We start from the raw sequence: 22,578 nt of genomic DNA on the forward strand, positions 1-22,578 counted from the left end.
CTTGGCGTCCTCCTTACGCGCGAGATGCCTAAAGTACCTGCCGCCTCCCTCCCTCTAAGGCGGCAGGTACTTTTTCAATATAATATTATTGTGCAACTCCAGAATATGGGAATGATGCGCAGAGCCTGATTTTTTGGAAGATGCCCGATTCTGTGAGACAGGGGTCAGGGCAAAGGCATTTCCGGCAACTGGGTGCATCCGGGCATCATAAAAGCCGGTTTAATAATATGATGCATAGCCAGACAATTCAGGATATCCATGGCATTGCCGGTGACAAAGGCGAACATACGGATTCTGTTTTCAACAAGCCGGGTCGCATAGGGTTCCGAAATTGCACCGCAAACCAGAGCCTTGACTTTTTCACGGTTTAAAAGCGCTGCCAGGGCAATGATATCGTGCGGTTCGAAAACTTCATATTTCTTGCTATGAATGCTTTGATTTTCAATGTCTGCAATTAAAAGGGTTTTTGCGGCATCAAACACAGGCGAAACCCGGTTTCCCCAAGTGGTAATCGCAATTTTCATGATCTCCTCCTATTAGGACTCTTTTTTGCGAGCATTAAAAATGCAAAGGTTGTGCCTTAACAGACCCAGGGGGACAACTGCGGCAAACCCCTGTCTGATCTGTATGTTTTTCAAGCGACAGGTCCTGGGAATATCGTGATTGTTGCAAAAAAGAGACTTATATACGTTTTCGGTTGCATGGATAAATCTCTTTTACAACTGGATTCCCAGTTTTTTAATGCGCCTGAACAGGGTGCTTTTGTGTATTCCCAGGTCCCGGGCTGCAGCATTCCGGTTATTGTTGTTCCGTTTCAACGCGTCCGTAATCATTTTGGTTTGTGCGGCAGCCACCGGATTTTTATTTTCACCGGCTCCCGGTCCTGATTTGGCCGCAAGTGACGGCGGCAGATGCGCCATGGTGATGAACTCTTTGGCGCACAAGACAAAGGCATGTTCAATGATATTTTCAAGCTCCCTGATATTTCCGGGGAAATCATGAGCCATGAATGCGGCAAGCACCTCAGGAGAAAGTCCCTGGATCATTTTGTTGCGGCGTAGATTCAACCGGGAGATGAACTGGTCTACCAGGTAGGGAATATCTTCCATTCTATGACGCAGGGGCGGCAGAGAGATTTTAATAACATTGATACGGTAATAAAGATCCTGACGAAATTCCTTGTTTTCCACCATGGTTGTCAGGTTTTTATTGGTGGCGGCAATAATTCTGACATTGGATTGCTCTTTGGCTATGCCGCCAAGGGGTGTGTATTCGCGTTCCTGAAGTACCCGAAGCAACCTGACCTGAAAGGCCGGGCTTGTGTCTGCGATTTCATCAAGAAAGATCGTACCGTTGTCTGCTAGGGCAAAATGGCCGGGCTTGTCTTTTACTGCATGGGTGAATGCCCCTTTTTTATATCCAAACAGTTCTGACTCCAGTAGGGTGTCCGGCAGGGCGCCGCAGTTGATGGCCACAAAAGGGCAATCTTTTCTGTGGCTTGTGTTGTGAATGGCCCTTGCCATTAACTCTTTTCCAGTACCAGTTTCTCCTTCGATCAGAACGGATGAATCGCTTTCAGCAATCTGGGGAAGGATATTGAAAATATTTTTCATGGCACTGGAGTTGCTCACCATGTCACCCACCCGGACGCCTCCGGTCAGTTCTTTTCTTAACGCTTCCACCACAGAGTGATCCCTGAAGGTTTCCACCCCGCCCAGAACCTCACCGTTTTTATCAATGAGCAGAGAGGTGGATGCAGTTATAGGGATTTTTTTTTGTTGGGTGTTAATAATATATGCGGAACTTGATACAAATGGTTTGCCCTGATCCATTGTTTTTTTCAGGGCACAACCCTGTTCACACATGTTGGAACGGAAAACATCCCAGCAATGGCAACCTATGGCATCCTGCCGGCAGATGCCGGTAATTTCTTCGGCAGCCCTGTTAAATGAGGTGATTTTCCAGTTGTAGTCAATGGTAAAGACCCCGTCCGAAATTGAATCCAGGATGATTTTTGTGGTGTCTGTGTTTAACGGGGTATTTCTATCGTTTTGGGACATGTGGAGAAATCCTTTTATATTTATAAGCTTAATTAAGCATATTAATCGCTTTTTTGCAAATGTTATATATGGATTTCTTCAGCCCAAATCGCATAATTGCACCGGGTGCTTTTTCCTTATTGAAAGCTTCAGGCGTTAAAATTTTGAAAATGATCGCAATTATGCAACCCTATTTTCTGTGTGTTCGGCTGTGATGGATTTCGAATCTGCAACTAACAGCTACGGGCTGACCCGGCCAGCCAATCATCATCCAGGTTCAATCCAAAACAAAAAAAAGATAATGCTTTATGCCGGTTTTTTGTACTGTCACTCTTTGGTCCTGTTAGCGCTTTCTTGAAGTCATACTCTCTTTTTTCCAAGAAATAAGCTTCTTAAATCAACTCAGCAAATCTTTTTAAAAGAGAAGCCGAATATGGTGTTTCTTCCATTTGCTCGAAAAGGTACTCAGGTTCAAAATTGGCGGATTTAACATCCTCTAATAGATTCTTAATATAACTTTTAGTCGCAGCTGAATTTGCCTCAGGATGGAATTGAACCCCCCAGGCATTTTTACCAATTCGAAATGCCTGATGCGGCTCAAATTCGTTTCGGGCTAAAACAATTGCATCTGGAGGCAATTGAATAACACTTTGGGAATGAAACAGGTGAACTTTAAACCTGTCTGGCAATCCTATAAATAAAGGGTCATTTTCACATCTATGAGATCCGGAAACGTTTTCCCTGTTTTTATGATCGTAATAGGCTTCATTTAATCTTAATCAGCTCGTACTCCCGGGTCCCCAGGCCGATCTTTTCGGCATGGGCCAGGCAGCTTTGCCATTCAGACTCCGGCCGATTATTGGTAAAATGGTCGTGATGGTCATGGAAGTCACCCTTGGCCAGATTCTCGGCCAACTGGCTGCCGGGCAGGGGATCGGCCGCCAGGCAGGCGTCCACACAGGCCTGGTCCAGGGCCAGGGGATCAAAGGAGGCAAACATGCCCAGGTTGGGCAGGATGGGTACATCGTTTTCTCCGTGGCAGTCACAGTTTGGAGAGACATCCACCACCAGGGAAATATGGAAACAGGGACGCCCGTACACCACGGCTTTGGCATACTCTGCCATGCGGCGATTCAGCATCTCCACTGCGGCGTTGAAATCAAATGAGATCGCGTCAAAGTTGCACGCCCCAAGGCAGCGGCCGCAGCCCACGCAATTGTCCTGGTTCACCCGCATCTTTTTATCCTCTTCATAAAAATCCAGCGCCTGGTTTGCACACTCCTTTTGGCAAGCCAGACAACCCCGGCACAGGGTTTCGTCAATCTGGGCCTTGCCGCTGCTGTGCTGTTCGGTTTTGCCGGCCCGGGAACCGCATCCCATGCCGATGTTTTTGATGACGCCGCCGAAGCCGGTCATCTCGTGCCCTTTAAAATGGGTAAGACTGATGAAGAGATCCGCATCCATAACGGCCCGGCCGATCTTGGCCTCCTTGACATACTCGCATCCGGTCAGGGGAACATTAATATCATCAGTTCCCTTAAGGCCGTCGCCGATGAGGATGGGACAACCCACGGTCAAGGGGGTGAATCCGTTTTCCCAGGCGCATTCCAAGTGCTCCAGGGCGTTTTTCCGGCTTCCCGGATACATGGTATTGCAGTCGGTTAAAAAGGGTTTGCCCCCCAGTTCCTTGACCACGTCTACTACCGCTCTGGCATAGTTGGGTCGAAGATAGCTGATGTTCCCCAGTTCTCCGAAATGAAGCTTGATGGCGGCAAACTTGCCGTCCATATCGAGATCCCCAATTCCCGCCTTTTTGATGAGCTTTTTGAGTTTTGTCGGCAGTCCGTCGCCAAACGCCTTGGTGCGAAAATCCGTAAAATAAACTTTTGCTTTTTCCATGGTTGCCTTTCTCCTCTTTAGAAGATCGCCTGATCATTTCTTATAAACAGCCATGGGCTGAGCTGACATATCAACTGCCAGGCTGCGCCCACAACGAAACAAGAAAGAAATTCAACAACTTATTGAGACTTTCATATAAAAATTGCCTGATTGTCCAATTTACCGTGTCAGCTGGCGGTATTTGATCCTTGTGGGTTGGTTTTCTTTTATACCCAGTCGTTTTCTGCGATCCTTTTCATAGTCTGAATAAGACCCTTCAAAGAACAGGGTCTGACTGTCTCCTTCAAAGGCCAGGATATGGGTGGCAATACGGTCCAGAAACCACCGGTCATGGCTGATGATCACAGCACAACCTGCAAAATTTTCTAATGCTTCCTCCAATGCCCGCATGGTATTGACATCCAGGTCATTGGTGGGTTCGTCCAGGAGCAGCAGATTGGCCTGTTTTTGCAGCATACTGGCCATGTGTACCCGGTTGCGCTCACCGCCTGAAATATCTTTCACCTTTTTCTGCTGGTCAGACCCGGAGAAGTTAAATTTGCCCACATAGGCCCGGGCATTGATTTCCCTGTCCCCGAGCAACAGGGTCTCGTTTCCGCCGGAGATCACTTCATAAATTGTTTTTTCAGGATCCAGGGTGTCCCGATCCTGGTCAACATAGGCCGCGCGCACAGTGTCGCCGATTTCAATGGTGCCGGAATCGGGTTTTTCCTTTCCGGTAATCATTTTAAACAGCGTGGTCTTACCGGCACCGTTGGGGCCCACCACACCCACAATAGCACCCGGTGGAAGGACAAAATTCATATCTTCCACCAGAAGTTTGTCCTCAAAGGCTTTAGAAACATTTTTCGCCACAATGACCTTGGAGCCAAGCCGCGGTCCCGGCGGAATAAAAATTTCCATTTTCTGTTCCTGCTGTTTGCTGTCCTTGTTGAGCAGCTCTTCGTAGGCCGTAATTCTGGCTTTGGATTTGGAGCGGCGGCCCTTGGGTGACATCTTGATCCACTCAAGTTCTCTGGCCAGTGTCTGGCGGCGTTTGCTCTCGCTTTTTTCTTCCTTTGCCAGGCGCTGCTGTTTTTGTTCCAGCCAGGAGGAGTAGTTGCCTTTCCAGGGAATGCCTTCGCCCCTGTCCAGTTCCAGAATCCAGCCCGCCACATTATCCAGGAAATAGCGGTCATGGGTTACGGCAATGACCGTACCTTCAAACCGACTTAAATGCTGTTCCAGCCAGGCCACGGATTCGGCGTCAAGATGGTTGGTCGGCTCGTCCAGAAGCAGAATATCCGGTTTCTGCAGCAGCAGACGGCACAGGGCCACCCTGCGTTTTTCGCCGCCTGAGATAACACTGACAGGGGTATCTTCAGGTGGGCAGCGAAGGGCGTCCATGGCCATTTTAAGTTTGGCATCCAGATCCCATGCATCAATATGGTCAAGCTTTTCCTGCAGCTTTCCCTGTTTTTCCAAAAGCGCGTCCATCTCATCATCGGACATGGGTTCTGCAAAGGCTTCAGATATCTTTTCGTATTCTTTTAAAAGGTCTACGGTTTCCTGGACCCCTTCTTCCACCACTTCCCGCACGGTTTTATCCGAGTCCAGCAGGGGTTCCTGCTCAAGAAAGCCCACGGTAAATCCCTTGGATAAGATGGTTTCACCCACAAACTCGGTGTCTACCCCTGCCAGAATTTTTAAAAGGGTTGATTTACCTGAGCCGTTAAGACCCAGCACACCGATCTTTGCCCCGTAAAAATAGGACAGGGAAATATTCTTGAGTACCTGGCGGGTACCATGGAATTTGCTCACATTGATCATTGAGTAAATAACTTTTTTTGTATCTTCGGACATATGGCCTCCTCTATCATTATTTTAGAATTCTGTGACCACTGGCGTTTTGAGTATCATGTCAATGGATTGCGCTGCTGTTTTGGCAAAAACAGGGAAATCCTGATGCAGGTGGGTCATCTGGCGCAGATTTTCAGAAGTTCTCAGGACCAGCCTGGCAAAATCGCCTTCGGCAAAATCAGACTTGCGCATCAGCTCATCCCAGGGCGTATCGTGGGCCCAGGCGTAAACCAGGGCTGCCGGCTGGATAAACAGATTGGGGGCAGGAAATCCTGACTGCAACATTTTCATGGCAAATGGCTTCAATCCCCGGCGAAGCAGCAGAAACGCATCCTTAAGCTGTTTGGAAAGGGCGGTATTGAACAGCATATCATCCTTGAACTCTTTTTCATTGACAAAAGTGGCCATCATGGCTGCTAAAAGCGCAGGGTCACGCTCGGGTAAAAGCTTGTCCCGAAGCGTCTGGGCCACAAGCAGCGGCGAATCAATGCGCAGTTTGGAGGCCCATATACCATCTTCAGTCAGGGTGCAGGGGTTTGCCCCTTCAGGCGTGACAAAGCCTTCCTGGATCAAAAAATCCATGTGTTCGGTAAAATCAAGCCATAAAAATTCCATGTCGTTGCCGAACTTTTTTCTGGCTTTTCTGCCGCTTTTCCCGGCTTTTGCACCAATGGCAATGAGATAGGAGGCAAAGGATTTTTCCAACAGGGTGCGCACCTGTTCCGGTGTGTTGGATAACAGAAGATTGAGTACCATGGAAAAATCAATTTTGATCTGGGAGTCGACATTTAAGGGCGGAGCATTAATCAGTTTGGCCACAAGGGATACATCCATATACTTGCCAGGCAAAATTGTCGCAAATCCGATATTGTCCATGCCGCGTCTTCCGGCTCTGCCTGCCATCTGCTGGAATTCACTGGTGGTTAACGACAGAAAGTCCCGGCCATTGAATCGGTCGGAATTGAGAATAACAACGGACCGGGCAGGGAAGTTTACACCGGCTGCCACCGTGGAGGTCGCAAACATGGCATCTAAAAGCCCTTCGGCCATTAAGGTCTCCACCACCACCTTCCAGGCGGGCAAATGCCCTGAATGGTGGGCTGCCGTTCCCGTTTCCTCCAGATAAGGCCGCTGGGGATGGGCCGATAAATGGGGATTGTCTGCCGTGAGTTCTACAAGCCGCTCCATCAGCGCCTGCTTTCTTTCAGGCGCATGTTTCAACAGACTGCCGTCGCATAGTTTTATTGCCCGGTCGCATTCTACCCGGGATTTTAAAAAAAAGATGGCCGGCAGTAAATCAAAGTGGGAAAGCACTTTGAGAATATCTGAAAACTTGGGCAGTCTGCCTGGCGGCGCAAGCAAAAGCGGTTTGCTTGACTGATTGAATTTATATACCTTTTTATAAAGGCGGGTTCGATTTCCGTTTTTTTCTATTTTTTCAAGCAACGGATAAAGGGTGCCCGACGGATGAAAAAATAAGGGAAAAAGGGGGACCGGCCGGTTGGTATTTTCCACCACCTTGCACGCCTTGTCCCGGATGGAGGACAACCAGCCTGCAATCTGGTCCGGGTTGCCGATGGTCGCAGACAGTAAGAGCAGCGGGATGCGCACGGGCAGGTAGATCATGATCTCCTCCCAGACCACGCCGCGTTCCGCATCACCAAGAAAGTGGGCTTCATCAAGGATAATCAGATCACTTTTTAAGTTCTGGCCCGTGTACATGGCGTCATAGAGCTGATTTCTTAAAATTTCCGTGGTGCCGATAATGATGTCTGCGTTTGTATTTTCCTTGATATCGCCGGTAAGTATCCCCACCTTTTCCTTGCCGAAAATTTTTGAAAATCCGGCATGGATGGAGTTTGTCAGCGCCTTTAAAGGCGTGGCATACCACACCTTGCCGTTGTTTTCCAATATCCGTTTGGCGGCTTGTTCTGCAATCCAGGTTTTTCCTGCACCTGTGGGTGCTGTAACAAGACAATCGGATGTATTGATGGCTTCAAGGGCTTCAAGCTGGAACGGGTCCGGTGTGAAAGGCTGTTTTTCGGGAACACCTATCTGGCTGAAAATTTTTTTCAATACGTTGTCAGCCCCGGCAGTGAGCTCGGGGTAATGAACGGGACGGGACAGTTTGGATTCGGAGTTATTCTTTCCGGAACGATAATATCTTTTTTTCATGTATCGTTTAAACCACAAATTAACTGAATACGCAATACGGTTCATCCGGTGTACGCTGCAAAAGCGATACATTTAACATTTTTTTAATGTTGGCCCTTACCGTACCGATGGTGTCGCAACGTTTTGCGAATATGTGTTTTATACAAGCTGTTATCCAAACACGATCCCAATGGCAAAAAGCCCACTGAACATAAGCGCCAGTTTTGCCGTCTCTGCAAGCGCCATGTTAAGAATTTCCCCATCTTGTTCAAAAATGGTTTTAAATATGGGATAGGACTTCCAGAAGACGGCCAGGGGCAACAGGATGGCCCAGGACCAGCAGCCCGAGGCAAACATCAGACAGGGGATCAAAAAGGAGAAAAGGACCAGAAACACAAATTCTAACTTGGTTCGCCAGGGACCTATGATGACGGCCAGAGTTCTTTTGCCCGCCCTGGCATCTGTCCTGATATCCCGCAGATTATTGACCACAATAATGGCTGTAACCATCAGCCCCACGGGAACGGATGCGAAGAGAACAGCCGGTGTCACACATTCGGCCATGAGATAATAGGTGCCCAGAACGGCCACAGGCCCGAAAAAAATAAATACAAACACCTCGCCAAGGCCGTTGGACGCAATGGGATATGGACCGGCGCTGTAACAGATAATACCGAAAAGAGAGGCGATTACAACATACAGGATTACAACCCCGCCTTTGAAAATCAGAAAGATGCCCAGGCCAAGGGCCAGCAGCATGGTCAGTAAGAATGCGTTCCGAACGGTTTCAGGGGGGATCATACCGCTTTGGGTCATACGCTTGGGGCCTTTTCTGTCCGGGGTGTCAATGTGGTGCAGAAAATCAAAATAATCATTGGCCAGATTCACGGAGATTTGGATCAATAAAGCCCCCGCCAGGGCTGCTGCAAACATCAGTGCTGAAAATTTGTGATCAGAAACAGCGCAGGCTGAGCCAACAACAACCGGACAAGCCGCTGCCGGAAGGGTTTTTGGCCGGATGGCCAGCCACCAGTGGTGTAGATTCATAATATCTTCCATCTATTTTTTTGTAATTAAAAATTATAGCAGAGCAAATACGCCGGTTGCAGTCAGTTTGTCAAGCCGGAGAATAAAATGATAAAAAGCCTTGGGCCTTCACGAGGGCGAATTCGGACGCAGTGGTCGTATATTTTTCCGTAATTTTATCAAGTGCAATGTTGCCGATATATGGAATCTGAATGTCTGCTTGAGTTTTTTCATAGGTATTGTTATAATTTTTATCAAATTCATGACATACCAAACGATCCGGCTTTATAATATATTTTTAATCTGAACTCAGTACGTTACTGTTTTGTAGTTTGTTTGAGCGAACCCCAAAAGTTGAGTGAAAAACCAGCGTAACAAGGAGATGGATATGGATATGAATGTATTTATTCGGGATATTCCCAAGGCAGAGCTGCATCTTCATATTGAGGGGACTTTAGAGCCCGAGACATTGTTTCGCATAGCTCAAAGAAACGGTATAAAAATCAAGTTCGATTCGGTAGAAAAACTCCGACAGGCTTATCGTTTCAATAATCTGCAGTCATTTTTGGATATCTATTACGAAGGTGCCGGCGTACTTCAACACGAAACCGATTTTTATGAACTGACATGGGAATATCTTCTGAAAGCCAAAGACCAAAACGTCAGGCATGTTGAAATTTTTTTTGATCCCCAGACCCATACCGAACGAGGCATTCCTTTTGAAACAGTAATCACCGGTATTTATCAGGCTTTATCCGACGGTGCCCGCGATCTGAACATTTCATTTTGTCTGATCATGTGCTTTTTACGTCATCTGCCGGAATCCGAGGCGATGGAAACCCTTTTGCAGGCTTTGGATTTCAGGGATAAGATTACGGGGGTCGGGCTTGATTCATCCGAATCGGGTCATCCGCCATCCAAATTCATGCGTGTTTTTGAAAAAGCACGAAATGAAGGCTTTATGACCGTGGCCCATGCCGGAGAAGAGGGGCCACCTGAATATATATGGGAAGCAATCCAAGATCTTAAAGTCCAGCGAATTGACCATGGCGTGCGTGCGCTTGAAGACAAGTCGCTTATGAATGAACTCAAGCGCCGTCAGATTCCTTTAACGGTTTGTCCGCTTTCAAACATCAAACTGTGTGTTTTTAAAAATATCCGGGAACACAATTTTAAGGCGCTGTTTGACCAGGGGGTTTGCGTGACGGTCAATTCGGATGATCCTGCATATTTCGGAGGATATGTTGTTGAAAATTATCTGGCGCTCCAAAACGCGTTTCAGTTGACTCGAAATGATATCGCGCAACTGGCAATGAATTCTTTTAATGCTGCATTTATCAGCCAGGATAAAAAAGATATGTTTATTGATCAGATAAAAAAATTCATGGCTGAATAGCAGTCATAGGCCGACCTCATTTATCAGCATTCAGCATGATCAAATCCAAATTTTTTTATAGTACGGGCCGTATACTTGGTGTATGGCGATTAAGATTCAAGCTTTACTTCAGAAATATTGACAGAACCCCATGGTGTTGTTAAAAACTACCACCTCTGCCCGTTCCATCTATATTGCAGCAGAGTGACAAGAAATCCTTGGTGGGGCTTTAGATGAGAGACATACTGGTTTTGACCAATGCTGAAGATGAATGGCACCTGATTTCAAACGTCATGTCCGATGCCGGCAACATCCGCCGGGCCCCTGATCTCAATACGGCGCTGACACTGCACACCCAGTCGCCATTTGATCTGATTCTGGCCGACATCGAACTGCTTGCAGCCCATCCGGGCATGTCGGCGTTCAGTTCGGTCAATCCATTTGTTCAGTTCATTGTACTATGCACGCGGTCCAACACCCGTAACGCCATTGAGGCGGTGAAAGCCGGTGCTGTGGGATACCTGTTGTCTCCGGTCAAAGAACGGGATATCCACCTGCTGCTTCCTGCCTTAAACCGGTCCCGTTCCAAGGATTTTGAACTGGATTACCTGAGGGACCGGTTTTGGAAAACCGAATGGCTGGAGATCATCCGGTCTAAAAATGCAGGCATGAAAAAGATTTTCGAGAATGTTCGTTCTGTTGCCCCCACCATTGCGACCGTCCTGCTGCTGGGAGAAACCGGTACAGGCAAAGGTACCCTGGCCCGATTGATCCACTGGCACAGCGGGCGCTTCGAAAAACCTTTTATCGCTGTCCATTGCGGCGCCATCCCGGATACCCTCATTGAAAGCGAGTTGTTCGGGCATGAAAAAGGCGCGTTTACCGGTGCTGAACGCAAAAAACCCGGTCGGTTTGAAATGGCGGAGGGCGGCACCATTTTTTTGGATGAAATTGGCACGATATCCCCATCTGCCCAAGTTAAGTTGCTCCAGGTGCTTCAGGACCGCACCTTCAGCCGGATCGGCGGCGATTGCATTCTCAAAACTGATGTACGAATCATCGCAGCCACCAATTCAGATCTGGAAGATGGTGTCAGAAAAGGGGTGTATCGAAAAGACCTGTTTTATCGACTTAACGTCTTTCCCATTGAAATTCCACCGCTCAAGGAACGGTTGGAAGACCTGGAATATCTGGTCGATATGTTTTTGAAAAAATTAAACGTCAAGTACGGCAAAAATATTCAAACGGTTCATCCGTCTGTTCTGGAAGGATTCCGTCACTATGAATGGCCTGGTAATATCAGGGAACTTGAGAACATCCTTGAACGGGCCTATATCCTTGAGCGCGCCACTGTGATTACGCCCGATAATTTACCCATTGAAACCCAGCTGGCGGCTGCTCGGGATATGCCAGCACCCGGCACTGGCCAGACCCTGGCCCAGGTACGCCGGCATGCGGTCAATGCCTGTGAAATCTCCTACCTGACCAGTCTGCTGGAAGAAACGAACGGCCGAATACGCGAGACGGCAAAGAAAGCAGGGATTACTACCCGGCAGCTAAACCGCCTGCTGACCCGGCACGGGCTGGATAAAAAACAATTCAAACTCCCGAAAGACGAATGATATCTCAATAACAGTTATGGCTGATCTGGTTTCTCAACATTTTTTTGTTGATAGTATCGGTCTTTTTCGCTGTAAATGCAGCCACAATACTGTTGGCGGTACATACCCAAGGCCTTTGACCTCTCTATCCCCTGTTTCCAGCCTTGGCGAAAATCATCATAAATGAATTTAAGGCCGTATTGTTTTGCTAGGCCCTGACCGATTTCCGTGATCAGGGCATGATTCTGGAATTTTGAATAGAGCAGGGTGGTGGAAAACCCGTCAAATTTTCCTTTTTTGGCAACCAGGGCACTGGCTTTCAGACGTGCGTGGTAGCAGTACCTGCACCGGTTTGTTTCCCTGAAGGTGACGGCACGCAAAAATTCTTCAAGCTCATAACCCTTTTGCCAGACCATTTTCAGATTCATCTGATCCGCATAATCACGCAGTGTTTCCTCACGCTTCATACATTCGGTAAATGGATGAATATTATGCCGGTAAAAATACCCCATAACCTCCATGTCCATGCTTCTTAAGGTTTCAAGGGGATAGATGGTGCAGGGGCCGCAGCAGGTATGCAGAAGAATTCTCACTGCCTTGCTCCGAAAATGGCTGTGCCCACGCGCACTAAAGTCGCCCCTTCTTCAACGGCCACGGTAAAATCATTGCTCATGCCCATGGATAAATGGGTCATGGCCGTATTGGGAAGGTTGAGCCGTTCTATCTCTTTACTGATCTGTTTAAGCCTTTTGAAATAAATTCTTGCATCTTCAGGGTCATCGAAAAAAGGTGGCATGCACATAAGTCCTGAAACATGCAGGTTGTCAAACCGGCAGGTCTGTTTGGCAATATCTACAACTTCGCTTTCTTGTGCACCGGATTTGGTCGCTTCCCGGGAAATATTTACCTGGAGCAGAATTTTCTGAATTTTTCCGATTTTTTGGGCCTGGCGGTTGATCTCTTGGGCAAGCTTTACCGTATCCACGGTATGAATCAGGTCAAAATACTTTACCGCGAATTTGGCTTTGTTGGATTGAAGATGCCCGATAAAATGCCACGTCGCTGATTTTCTCCCAAGAAGATCAATCTTTTCCATGGCTTCCTGGATATAATTTTCTCCAAAATCTCTGTGACCGGCATCAATGGCCTCCTGGATCATTTCAGGCGGTTTTCTTTTGCTTACTGCGATCAGGGTAACCCGGGATGCATCCTGTCCGCTTTTTTGGGCAGCAGCGCGTATGTCATCATGAATTTTTTTTATATTGGATTGAATCTGCATTGTTATTTTACTTCCTTAAAACTGATTGCCCCAAAAGATGCCAGTGCATCAATAAGTTCACACACGGGCAGGCCGACAACGTTGGTATAAGACCCGGATATCTCCTTAACCAGAAAGGCCCCAATCCCCTGTATTCCATAGCCTCCTGCTTTGTCATAGGGCTCGCCGGTGTCTGCGTACCAATTGATTTCCTCTTTAGACAACGCTTTAAATCTCACCCGGGTGTTTACAACCCGTGTAATCAGATCGTCTGAGTTTGGTCTTGTGATGGTGAAAGCGGTAAATACACTGTGTTCTCTGTTGCTGAGCTGGGTTAACATGGTTACGGCCTGCCGGTGCCCGGCGGGTTTGCCTAAAATGGTATTGCCAACCGCCACAATCGTGTCCGCCCCGATGGTCCAGGCATCAGGATAATGTCCGGCCACGGCTTGGGCCTTGGTTTTAGACAATAGACAAACATAGTTTTCGGGTGGCATTCCCGGATCAACTTTAGATTCGTCAATATCAGCGACATGAATTTTAAAATCTATGCCTGCCTGGGTCATAAGCTCTTTTCTGCGTGGTGAACCTGAGGCCAGAATAATGCTCTCTTTGTTTATCGTTTTCATGACCCCTTATGTATCATAATTCATGCGTTACGAACAGATTTGCCGTATTTTAAACCCACGCCCGTTGCCTGGTAATCCGGAAAAAAAGTGTCTAAAATCAGTTGGTTTGAAATATAACATAATAAATTCATGGTAAAAATTATCTGTTTCATACTATAATTTCTAAAAATTTAATCATCTTTTTTTGTGGAATAAGTGGAATAAAGAGATAAATATGCAAAAGTTTTTAATCAATACAGAGGCGTTAAGCACAGATAAGGCCGTCATCCATGGTCAGGACGCAAAACATATATGCAAGGTACTCAGGCTTAAGCCCAAAGACACCATTTCCATGACCAATGGCCATGGCACTGATTTTACAGGTAGTATAGATAAGATCTCTCCTGAATGTGTTGAAATTTCCATTTTAAGTGAAAAAAAAAGCCTCACGGAATCGAATCTCGATCTGACTTTGTGTACTGCCATGCTCAAACACAACAAGATGGATGAGATCATTAAACAGATTACCCAGCTTGGAGTCACTCGCTGGATTCCTTTTTATTGTAAAAGATCCATTCCATTGTCAGGCCCAAATAGGGAAAAAAAACACATTGAGCGGTGGCAGACCATTGCCAGGGAGTCTTTGAAGCAATGCAGAAGATCCTGCCTTGTTGAAATTATGCCTCCCATGGATTTTGAACAGGTCCTGTCCTTTTCAAAAAGCTGTTCACACAGATTCGCTTTCTGGGAAGCATCGGACCGGCCCTTTGGCGGACCAGCTCCCGGAGAGAACAACAAAGCTGTTGTCCTGATCGGGCCGGAGGGCGGATTTGAAGAGGAAGAGGTCAGAAGTGCCGTTGAATCGGGATTTATAAGTTACTCCCTTGGACCCAGGATTTTAAGGGCAGAAACAGCAGCCGTCTGTGCCTGTGGTTTAATCCAGTATCTGCTGGGTGATATGGGAGGGTGTTTAAAACAATATTCTTAATGCTTGTATGATTTTTTGCTTGACTTGAACGGTTAAAGAACATATAAATCTGTCGTTGTTTGATGTGCCCAGGTAGCTCAGTCGGTAGAGCAGGGGACTGAAAATCCCCGTGTCAGCAGTTCAATTCTGTTCCTGGGCACCACGTTATTATAAAAGCTTTCAGCGGTTTTCGTTGAAAGCTTTTTTGATTTATACACCATGCGGATCGGGCCAGACGCTCGATTGTTTTCCGGTTTGTGGGTGGCAGGAGGCATGCGAACGCTTTGCCGCAGAACGTTTTATATGTTAACCATGTTCTGTAAAAAAAGGTGGGCCCAATGCAGTATCTGTGCATTGGGCCCACCTTTTTTTATCTTTATATACTATGAGGTATACGTATTACAAAAACAGGTAACAGGAAATAAGGCCTGTTATTGACATGGTGATGGTGTACGGCAGTGCAAGCCAAACCATCCGGCCATAGGAGAGTCTGATGACGGGTGCCAAGGCTGAAGTCAGCAAAAACAGGAATGCGGCCTGACCATTTGGCGTTGCCACACTCGGGATGTTTGTTCCGGTATTGATTGCAACGGCGAGGTTGTCAAAGTGATGGATAACTTCGTGTGCTTTGGCAGCAGCGTCTGCCGGAAGGGCAGCCAGCACGTCAGCCCGGACAAGTTCCGGGTTGGTAAGTTTGTCCATCAGTTCCTGTCCGGTCATACCAATATCGGGGATCTGTGCAAGCACATTGACAAAATGCATCTTTGTTTCCGTAATATATACGGTGGCAACAAAAACATTGTCAGAAATTGCTGATAATAAACCGTTTGCAATATAGTATGCCCCAAGCTGTAGATGGCCATGAAGACCGAGAACAAAATGCATGATGGGGTCGAAAAGGTGTTGTTCGTGAATCACGGCAACAATGGAGAAAAAGACAATCAGCAGCGCAGTAAAGGGCAGGGCTTCCGTAAAGGCCTCTCCAAAATGGTGTTCGTCGGTAATTCCGTTCAGAGAGGTCAGGAAGATGATGACGGATAGTCCGATCAGACCTACCGCGGCAAGGTGGAAGGCAAGGGCAAGGATCAGCCAGATACCCGCAATGCCCTGTGTAATAAGTCTGACCTTGCCTCTGGTTCCTTGTTTTTCTTCCATTTTTACTGCGGTTTCCAGCAGGTGGGAACGGATGTTGCCGGGCATTTCAACGCCATAGCCGAACCAGTGCATTTTCTCCAGTCCATAACAGGTTCCAAGCCCGACAATGAGGACGGGAATGGAGACCGGTGCAACTTCGAGAAAGAAGTCAACAAAGTGCCAGCCCATCTGGTGGCCGATCAGCAGGTTCTGGGGTTCCCCAACCAGGGTACAGACACCGCCCAGAGCGGTACCCACAGCACCATGCATCATCAAGTTGCGCAAAAAACCCCGAAACTGAACCAGGTCATCCCGTTTTGCCATTTGGCATGCATTATCGTCGGTGAGATCATGTTCGCAGGTGCTGTCTTTTCCGGAGGCATACCGGTGGTAGACATTGTAAAAACCATATGCAACCGCGATGATGACCGCTGTAACGGTCAACGCATCAAGGAAAGCGGACAGAAAAGCGCCGGCAAAACAGAAAAGCAACGCAATCACAACTTTAGACTGCACCCGCACAAGTATCCGAGTGAAGGTGAACTGCAAAAATTCCTTCATGAAATAGATGCCTGCAACCATAAACATCAGAAGAAGGATAACCTCAAAATTCACCAGTGCTTCGTGGTAAACGGTTTCGGGTTTGGCCATACCCATGATAATGGCTTCAATGGCCAGAAGACCGCCCGAAGGTAACGGGTAGCATTTCAGTGCCATGGCCAGGGTAAAAATGAACTCTCCAATGAGCACCCAGCCTGTAATAAAAGGGCCGGCGGTAATAAGGAGAATGGGGTTGATAATTAGGAACACTATAATAGCAAGCTTGTACCATATGGGAGCATTTCCTAAAAAGTTTTTTACAAAGGCGTTGAACATAGTCGGATCCTCACAATTAGTATTAGGAACAACAGGTTATAAGTTATACATTTGTTACAGGTTATGCCTTCTAACATCCTATGTGCAAAAATTCAACAGATTATTCAACGTTGGCGCATTAATTTAGCCGGAATTTGAAGAGAGAAAGATGGTTTTGGAATTTATGAAAGCAGGGTCGGCAATCATCCTTCCGGTACTGCAGTGAAGTCGCTCTACCGGCTGTTTTTTTGAAAAGGGTTACGCCACATCCGATAAGGGGAGTTCATTACGATTTTTCCAAGTAGATGGGCTGCAGCCGGCGTGGTCATGATAAAAAACAACATAATACCGACAACCCGGGAGGTTACAGCCGTATCCATGAAAAACAGAGAGACTGCAATCACTATCATTCCGATACCAAAGGTGCCCGCCTTGGTCGCGGCATGGGTCCGCATGTAGATGTCCGGCATTCTGAGAACACCCAGGGCAGCCATAAGGGTAAAAAAAGTACCGCAGATAAGGCAGATGGCCATCAGGATTTCCATGGAGGCTCCTCCTTGTTTTTTTTGGATTGAATCAGCCGGGATTTCATGAATGCCACAAAAGCCACGGTGCCCACAAACATCACCAGGGCCAGTGTGATTGCGATGTCCAGAAAAGCGGTTTGTCCGCTGGTAATGGTAAACACGGCAATGAAACTGATGGTAATGGACCCGATCAAGTCCAGGGCGATGAGCCGGTCTGCGTGTGTCGGGCCTATAATCAGACGAATAAATGCCAGCACAAAGCTGACCAGCAATCCGGTGAAGGTAATGGTCACAGCCATGGTCATCACATCACCCACGTGTCACCTCCAGCAGTTTTTTTTCCAGTCCGTTTTTAATCCCGGAAATGACGGCATCGTGATCCCGGGCAAACATGGCGTGCACAATAAGATGGGATTTCTCCTCTGTGATATCCAGACTGAGTGTTCCTGGGGTTAACGAGACCATATTGGCAAGCAGGGTGATCTCAACATCCGTTTTTGCATCCAAGGGAATATGAACAATGTCCGGGACACTTTTAGGGGTCGGCGTCAGTACCTCCCAGGCAACCCGTAAAACCGATATCGTCATTTCGTAATGAAAATAAAACACCAGAACAACTGAAGCCTTCAATCGTCTGAAATAAGAGTTGTCCTGACCAAAGGGGCGTGTCAGCCACAGGCAGCCCAGGCCCAGCAAAAAACCGATAACAAAATCAATGATGCCGTAGGCATTGTTGACCAGGACCCAGGCACCGGCAAATAAAAGGTTGAGGACAAAATAAATCATCATCTGTCTCCCAGTACGGCCTTGATGTAAAAAATCGGATCAAGAAGCTGAACGGCGGCGCGGTCGGCATACTGAAAAAAGGGTTCTGCAAAAAGCCCTATGATTATCGTAATCAGGGCAAAAATGGCTATGGGCACCAGATATAAATTTGTTTCTCTAAAGCTCACCGACGAGGAGGGTGTTACGTCGTTCGGTGCCGCTTCCCAAAATACCTGGTTCCATATTTTTAACATGGAGTAAACCGTGAGAACCCCGACAAAAAGGGCAGTTGCGGCCAGTATGGTGTGACCGGTTTCAAGACTTGCCCGGACAACTGCAAATTTACTCCAGAAACCGGAGAGAGGAGGAAAACCGGCCAGTGAAAATGCCGGTATCAAAAACAAAACGGCGAGCAAAGGCAGGGATCGGTAGACACCCCCCATGTGTGACAGATGGTCACTGCCGAATTTGCGGTTTAAAAAACCACCGATGAGAAAGAGGTTTGCCTTTACGATGATATGATGGATCAGATAAAGGATGGAACCGGCCAGGGCCAGGCGGGTATAAAGCGCAAGACCGATAATGATATACCCGACCTGACTGATGATATGAAAAGAGAGAATCTTTTTTATGGTGAAACGGCCGGCAGCCCCCAAAACACCGGTCAGCATGGTCAGACCGGACAACACAATTAAAATGGTCTGCCAGATGGTTCCTTCAAAAGGAAGGACAAGGGTGAATATCCGCATCATGGCATAAATACCGACTTTGGTCAGCAGGCCGGCAAAAAGAGCTGCAATACTGCTGGGAAGGGTGTGGTAGGAGGCCGGAAGCCATGCAAACACAGGAAACAGGGCTGATTTAACGGAAAAAGAAAATAAAAACAGACCGCTCAAAAGAGAGACAAATCCAGGGGAAAGCGTATGGGTTTTAAAATGGAGCCCGGCCAGGTTCAGCATACCGGTGGCCCCGTATAGCAGCCCGATGGCCAGCAGCAGGGTTAAGGTGGAGATCAGGTTTAACAAAACATATTTAATGCTGCCGTGTATCTGTGTTGTGTCGGCATCCAGAGTCATCAGGCTGAAAGAGGCAATCAGCATGACTTCAAACCAGACGTAAAGGTTAAACAGATCTCCGGTTAAAAAAGCGCCGTTAACACCGGTCAGCAAAAAATGTATCAACAGATGAAAGCGTGGGTATGAGGGATTGGCGTTAAGGTCTGCCGCAGCATAAACAACCACGCCCAGCCCGATCAGCCAGGTCACCGCGACCATGGCGGCAGATAAGAGATCCGCTGCAAAGACGACACCGAAAGGTGCCGGCCAGCTCCCCAGTGATATGGCCTGGGGGCCGAGGATGTAAACCCGGTGCATCAACAGGATACTGACGATTACACCAAATCCGCTTATTGCCCAGGATACGGCGGTGACGATTCGGTTATGTCTTCTGAATAGATAAAGAAAAAATGTGCCGCACAATGGAAAAATAACAGGAAGTATGATCAGCCAGCTCATCATTATTCCCCTTTTTCCGACCAGTCCATATGGTCAGCGTCTGCTGAGCCTGAATCGTTAACGGCCCGGTATGTCAAACTCAGGCAAAAGATCAGCACACCAAAACCGATGACAATGGCAGTCAGAATCAATGCCTGGGAGAGTGGGTTAGCAAAAGAACCGTCAAGGGTTACAGCGCCTGGCGGGATTATGGGAAGGGCCTCTTTTGAAAGCCGCCCGGCAGTCAGGATCGCCAGGTTGATTCCATTGCTCAACAGGATAAAGCCGAAAAGAATGCGAAGCAGGTGACGTTCCAGCATCAGATAAATGCCGGCGGCGACCAGCATGCCGGTGATCAGGCTCAACAGTAGATGCATTATAATAGCTCCTCGGCCAAATCAAGCAGAATGGAAAGCACTCCGCCGATTACGGCCAGGTAAACCCCGACATCAAAAAGCAAAGGAGTTCCCAGAGCAAGGCCGGTTTTGCACCAGAGCCCTGTTAAATATGCTTTGCCTGAAAATGCGGCAAAAAAACCTGATCCCAGGGATAAACCAACCCCGGTTAAGGCAATCATTCCAGGCGATAAACCAATGCGTTTTCTGACATAATGGGGGGATTCCGAAAGCATCAGCAGTGCAAAGGCAATCACCGCAATCAGTGCCCCGATAAAACCGCCGCCCGGTTCATTATGTCCTCTGAAAAGCAGGTATAGAGAAAAAAGGAGCATAATCCCGATAACGATGTGGGCGGTTGTTTTGAAAATAACGGATTTCATTGATCTGTCCTTTTCTTTTTCAGCAGGATGGCAGAGGCCGCCAGCGCAGCCATCACCACAACCGTGATTTCACCCAGGGTATCAATGGCCCTGAAATCCACCAGAATGACATTGACGATATTTCGGCCATGGGCCGCGATCAGACTGTTGGCGGCAAAATAGTCAATCAGCGTAGTATCCGGATCTCCCGCACTCATGGCGTAAAGAACCCTGAAAACACCGGCACCAATGGTTACGGCGATTGCCGTATTCAGCATCCGTTTTACGGGCGTATGGGGCAGGACATCCGAAAATTTCGGCAGTCGGCCAACAATTATCACCAGGAAAATAACGCTCAGTGTCTCCACCAGCAGCTGGGTTTTAGCCACATCCGGCGCATTGTAAAACATTAAAAACAAGGTGGTGATAAACCCGGCCACCCCCAGGGAGACAATGGCCAGCAGGCGGGAGTGCGACAGGATAACCGTGGTGACGGCAGCGGCAAGTCCCAGGGCCAGCAAGACTTCATAAAAACGAATGTCCTGCCGGTCGACGATATCAGGCATGGGTAGTGCAGGAACATTAAAAAGGAAAACCAATGCCATCAGAAAAAAGAGCATAAAAATATACCCGGTCAACCGGCCATGCTGAAGAACGGAGGTCAGGGCCGATCCTGACCGGATGATCCCTTTAACTATCAGCTCGTAACATTGGCTGCCGGCCGGCAGCATGCGGGTGGTGCGGTCAATGAAACGTTTAATCCGGGTATGGTATTTAAACAGGAGAAATGCAAATAACAATGACACACCACTCAGAGCCAGGGGCAGATTCAGGCCCTGCCAAAGTTTTAAGCTTACATACCCGGCATTGGGGGCGATAGCCTGTGCAGCCGGAATAATCAGCGTTGTATTGAGCCAGTCCAGGCCCAGGGTGGTGGCCCACAGCTGCAATATGCCAAGACAGACCGGCGCAATCCATAAAAATTTGTATTTTTCAACAGGAGTTGCCGGCACGGTCCGGGCATCGGGTTTGGAAATAAACGGACGGACCACGACCAAAAGCGCCATTGCCCCCATCAGGGCATTGACAAACACCAGCAAAATTGTGGGCGCATAAGATATTTGAAGTGCTGCCTTGTACATATATTCTTTACTCAAAAATCCAGGCAGCGGCGGGACACCCGCTTTTGACAATGCGCTCAATCCGGCGGCAAAAAAGCTGAATTTAAGTATCCTGCCAAGTCCGGCAACCTGGTCAATGTTCCGCGTACCCGTAGCCTTATCCACAGTGCCGATGACCATGAACAGTGCCGCCTTGTATAATGCATGGGCTATAGTGAACATCAACGCTGCCGATATGGCATACCGGGTGCCCAACGCCAGAAGAAAAACCAGCTTGCCGAGGGCCACATTGGTGCTGTAAGCCAGCATCAACTTTAAATCCCTTTGTTGCAGTGCGACAATCACTGTCCAGACCGCTGTAATACCGCCTGTCAAAGCAAGGGACCAGAACCACAGGTCGCTTTGGTTGAATACGGGTGCAAGACGGGCCAGAAGATAAATTCCTCCCTTTACCATGGTGGCTGAATGCAAAAAGGCACTGACCGGTGCCGGAGCGGACATGGCCCCGGGCAGCCAGAAATGAAAGGGGACCTGGGCGGATTTGGTGAAGGCACCGATCAGGATTAGAATCAATGCCGGCGCAAATCGTTTATCTGCTGTGAATGCGGCGCCGCGGTTGATGATTTGATCCATTTCCCAGGTGCCTGCCATCTGCCCCAGCAAAATCAACCCCGCCAGCAGCGCCAGTCCGCCTGCGCCGGTCACAAGCATGGCCTGAAGTGCATTTTTCCTGGAAACTTCCTGATCGTGGTTAAATCCGATCAGCAGGTAGGACGTCACCGTGGTCAGCTCCCAGAAAATAAACAACAGCAGTAGGTTTCCAGCCAGGACCAGCCCAAGCATGGCCAGCATAAAAAGGGTCAGATAGAGATGAAACAAAGCGCTTAAAGGCTTGTCTTTCATGTAATGGAAGGCGTAAAGCTGGACAAACAGACCGATGCCGCAGATCAGCCATGAAAAGAGCATGCTCAAGCCGTCAAGCCGGATTGAAAATGAGGCCCCCAATGACGGTACCCAATCCCAATGCCAGCTGACACCCAAAGGGGTATACAGAACATAAAGCCCGATGAGTAAAAACAGATGTAACGCAACGGACAAACCCATTATTGTTTTTTGACGATTCATTTTGTTATCCAAAATCCGCTATCAATCCCGGTGGG

Annotated in this window: 20 protein-coding genes, 1 tRNA gene and 1 pseudogene; 4 read left to right on the forward strand and 18 right to left on the reverse strand. The window is 47.9% G+C overall.

Annotation, left to right across the window (positions count from 1 at the left end):
- Nucleotides 1-164: 164 nt before the first annotated feature.
- The 7 genes and pseudogenes from DESPODRAFT_RS10640 to DESPODRAFT_RS10670 form a co-directional block, all read right to left on the reverse strand.
- Nucleotides 165-524, reverse strand: a complete 360-nt coding sequence (locus DESPODRAFT_RS10640) for a NifB/NifX family molybdenum-iron cluster-binding protein (protein ID WP_004073419.1) — start codon at nt 522-524, stop codon at nt 165-167.
- A gap of 192 nt (nt 525-716) precedes the next feature.
- Complete coding sequence (locus DESPODRAFT_RS10645; RefSeq protein WP_004073420.1) at nt 717-2,060, reverse strand: sigma-54 interaction domain-containing protein; 1,344 nt, start codon at nt 2,058-2,060, stop codon at nt 717-719.
- Between the two features lie 371 nt (nt 2,061-2,431).
- Nucleotides 2,432-2,782, reverse strand: a pseudogene (locus DESPODRAFT_RS10650) (glutamine amidotransferase-related protein); the annotation flags it as partial.
- A gap of 22 nt (nt 2,783-2,804) precedes the next feature.
- Entirely contained in the window at nt 2,805-3,938 is a 1,134-nt protein-coding gene (locus DESPODRAFT_RS10655; RefSeq protein ID WP_004073421.1) for a DUF362 domain-containing protein, read from the reverse strand.
- 159 nt (nt 3,939-4,097) lie between these two features.
- Complete coding sequence (gene ettA / locus DESPODRAFT_RS10660; RefSeq protein WP_004073422.1) at nt 4,098-5,780, reverse strand: energy-dependent translational throttle protein EttA; 1,683 nt, start codon at nt 5,778-5,780, stop codon at nt 4,098-4,100.
- A gap of 21 nt (nt 5,781-5,801) precedes the next feature.
- Nucleotides 5,802-7,952, reverse strand: a complete 2,151-nt coding sequence (locus tag DESPODRAFT_RS10665) for a DEAD/DEAH box helicase (RefSeq protein ID WP_040015949.1) — start codon at nt 7,950-7,952, stop codon at nt 5,802-5,804.
- Between the two features lie 150 nt (nt 7,953-8,102).
- Nucleotides 8,103-8,978: a 1,4-dihydroxy-2-naphthoate polyprenyltransferase gene (locus tag DESPODRAFT_RS10670; protein WP_004073424.1), complete on the reverse strand. Its 876-nt coding sequence runs from the start codon at nt 8,976-8,978 to the stop codon at nt 8,103-8,105.
- A 367-nt stretch (nt 8,979-9,345) separates the two neighbouring features.
- Between DESPODRAFT_RS10670 and DESPODRAFT_RS10680 the strand changes: the two genes are divergently transcribed.
- Both DESPODRAFT_RS10680 and DESPODRAFT_RS10685 read left to right on the forward strand, forming a co-directional pair.
- Nucleotides 9,346-10,353: an adenosine deaminase gene (locus DESPODRAFT_RS10680; protein WP_004073425.1), complete on the forward strand. Its 1,008-nt coding sequence runs from the start codon at nt 9,346-9,348 to the stop codon at nt 10,351-10,353.
- Nucleotides 10,354-10,565: 212 nt separating this feature from the next.
- Complete coding sequence (locus tag DESPODRAFT_RS10685; protein WP_004073426.1) at nt 10,566-11,954, forward strand: sigma-54 dependent transcriptional regulator; 1,389 nt, start codon at nt 10,566-10,568, stop codon at nt 11,952-11,954.
- 14 nt (nt 11,955-11,968) lie between these two features.
- On the opposite strand, the gene DESPODRAFT_RS10690 is transcribed toward DESPODRAFT_RS10685, so the two are convergent.
- From DESPODRAFT_RS10690 to DESPODRAFT_RS10700, 3 genes are read right to left on the reverse strand one after another with little or no spacing between them, the layout of a single operon-like run.
- On the reverse strand, nt 11,969-12,526 hold the full coding sequence (locus DESPODRAFT_RS10690; RefSeq protein WP_004073427.1) for an epoxyqueuosine reductase QueH: 558 nt from the start codon (nt 12,524-12,526) through the stop codon (nt 11,969-11,971).
- Nucleotides 12,523-13,212, reverse strand: coding sequence for a YggS family pyridoxal phosphate-dependent enzyme (locus DESPODRAFT_RS10695; protein WP_004073428.1), 690 nt, complete (start codon nt 13,210-13,212; stop codon nt 12,523-12,525). The genes DESPODRAFT_RS10690 and DESPODRAFT_RS10695 overlap by 4 nt, the downstream gene beginning before the upstream one ends.
- 2 nt (nt 13,213-13,214) lie before the next feature.
- Nucleotides 13,215-13,820 carry a Maf family protein gene (locus tag DESPODRAFT_RS10700; protein ID WP_004073429.1) on the reverse strand — a complete coding sequence of 202 codons (606 nt, stop codon included), beginning with the start codon at nt 13,818-13,820 and terminating at the stop codon, nt 13,215-13,217.
- 214 nt (nt 13,821-14,034) lie between these two features.
- Here DESPODRAFT_RS10700 and DESPODRAFT_RS10705 point away from each other — a divergent pair, with 214 nt between their 5' ends.
- Nucleotides 14,035-14,787 carry an RsmE family RNA methyltransferase gene (locus DESPODRAFT_RS10705; RefSeq protein WP_004073430.1) on the forward strand — a complete coding sequence of 251 codons (753 nt, stop codon included), beginning with the start codon at nt 14,035-14,037 and terminating at the stop codon, nt 14,785-14,787.
- 66 nt (nt 14,788-14,853) lie between these two features.
- Nucleotides 14,854-14,929, forward strand: a tRNA-Phe gene (locus DESPODRAFT_RS10710).
- Between the two features lie 236 nt (nt 14,930-15,165).
- Here DESPODRAFT_RS10710 and nhaB read toward each other — a convergent pair.
- The 8 genes from nhaB to mbhE all read right to left on the reverse strand — a co-directional run bounded on the left by nhaB (nt 15,166) and on the right by mbhE (nt 22,543).
- The gene (gene nhaB / locus DESPODRAFT_RS10715; RefSeq protein ID WP_004073431.1) at nt 15,166-16,776 is read right to left on the reverse strand and encodes a sodium/proton antiporter NhaB; all 1,611 of its coding nucleotides are present in this window, start codon (nt 16,774-16,776) and stop codon (nt 15,166-15,168) included.
- Nucleotides 16,777-16,988: 212 nt separating this feature from the next.
- Nucleotides 16,989-17,300, reverse strand: coding sequence for a monovalent cation/H(+) antiporter subunit G (gene mnhG / locus DESPODRAFT_RS10720; protein ID WP_004073432.1), 312 nt, complete (start codon nt 17,298-17,300; stop codon nt 16,989-16,991).
- Complete coding sequence (locus tag DESPODRAFT_RS10725) at nt 17,288-17,599, reverse strand: cation:proton antiporter (RefSeq protein WP_004073433.1); 312 nt, start codon at nt 17,597-17,599, stop codon at nt 17,288-17,290. Before DESPODRAFT_RS10725 ends, mnhG begins: the two co-directional genes overlap by 13 nt.
- Nucleotides 17,592-18,071 carry a Na+/H+ antiporter subunit E gene (locus DESPODRAFT_RS10730; protein ID WP_216593997.1) on the reverse strand — a complete coding sequence of 160 codons (480 nt, stop codon included), beginning with the start codon at nt 18,069-18,071 and terminating at the stop codon, nt 17,592-17,594. Before DESPODRAFT_RS10730 ends, DESPODRAFT_RS10725 begins: the two co-directional genes overlap by 8 nt.
- Nucleotides 18,068-19,564: a proton-conducting transporter transmembrane domain-containing protein gene (locus DESPODRAFT_RS10735; RefSeq protein ID WP_004073435.1), complete on the reverse strand. Its 1,497-nt coding sequence runs from the start codon at nt 19,562-19,564 to the stop codon at nt 18,068-18,070. Before DESPODRAFT_RS10735 ends, DESPODRAFT_RS10730 begins: the two co-directional genes overlap by 4 nt.
- Complete coding sequence (locus DESPODRAFT_RS10740; RefSeq protein ID WP_004073436.1) at nt 19,564-19,917, reverse strand: NADH-quinone oxidoreductase subunit K; 354 nt, start codon at nt 19,915-19,917, stop codon at nt 19,564-19,566. Before DESPODRAFT_RS10740 ends, DESPODRAFT_RS10735 begins: the two co-directional genes overlap by 1 nt.
- Entirely contained in the window at nt 19,917-20,318 is a 402-nt protein-coding gene (locus tag DESPODRAFT_RS20620; RefSeq protein ID WP_004073437.1) for an MnhB domain-containing protein, read from the reverse strand. The genes DESPODRAFT_RS10740 and DESPODRAFT_RS20620 overlap by 1 nt, the downstream gene beginning before the upstream one ends.
- A complete protein-coding gene (gene mbhE / locus DESPODRAFT_RS19475; protein ID WP_216593998.1) occupies nt 20,315-22,543 on the reverse strand; it encodes a hydrogen gas-evolving membrane-bound hydrogenase subunit E in 2,229 nt (742 codons plus the stop codon). The genes DESPODRAFT_RS20620 and mbhE overlap by 4 nt, the downstream gene beginning before the upstream one ends.
- Nucleotides 22,544-22,578 lie beyond the last annotated feature (35 nt).

Origin of the sequence: Desulfobacter postgatei 2ac9, assembly GCF_000233695.2 — a bacterium.
GTDB lineage: Bacteria > Desulfobacterota > Desulfobacteria > Desulfobacterales > Desulfobacteraceae > Desulfobacter > Desulfobacter postgatei.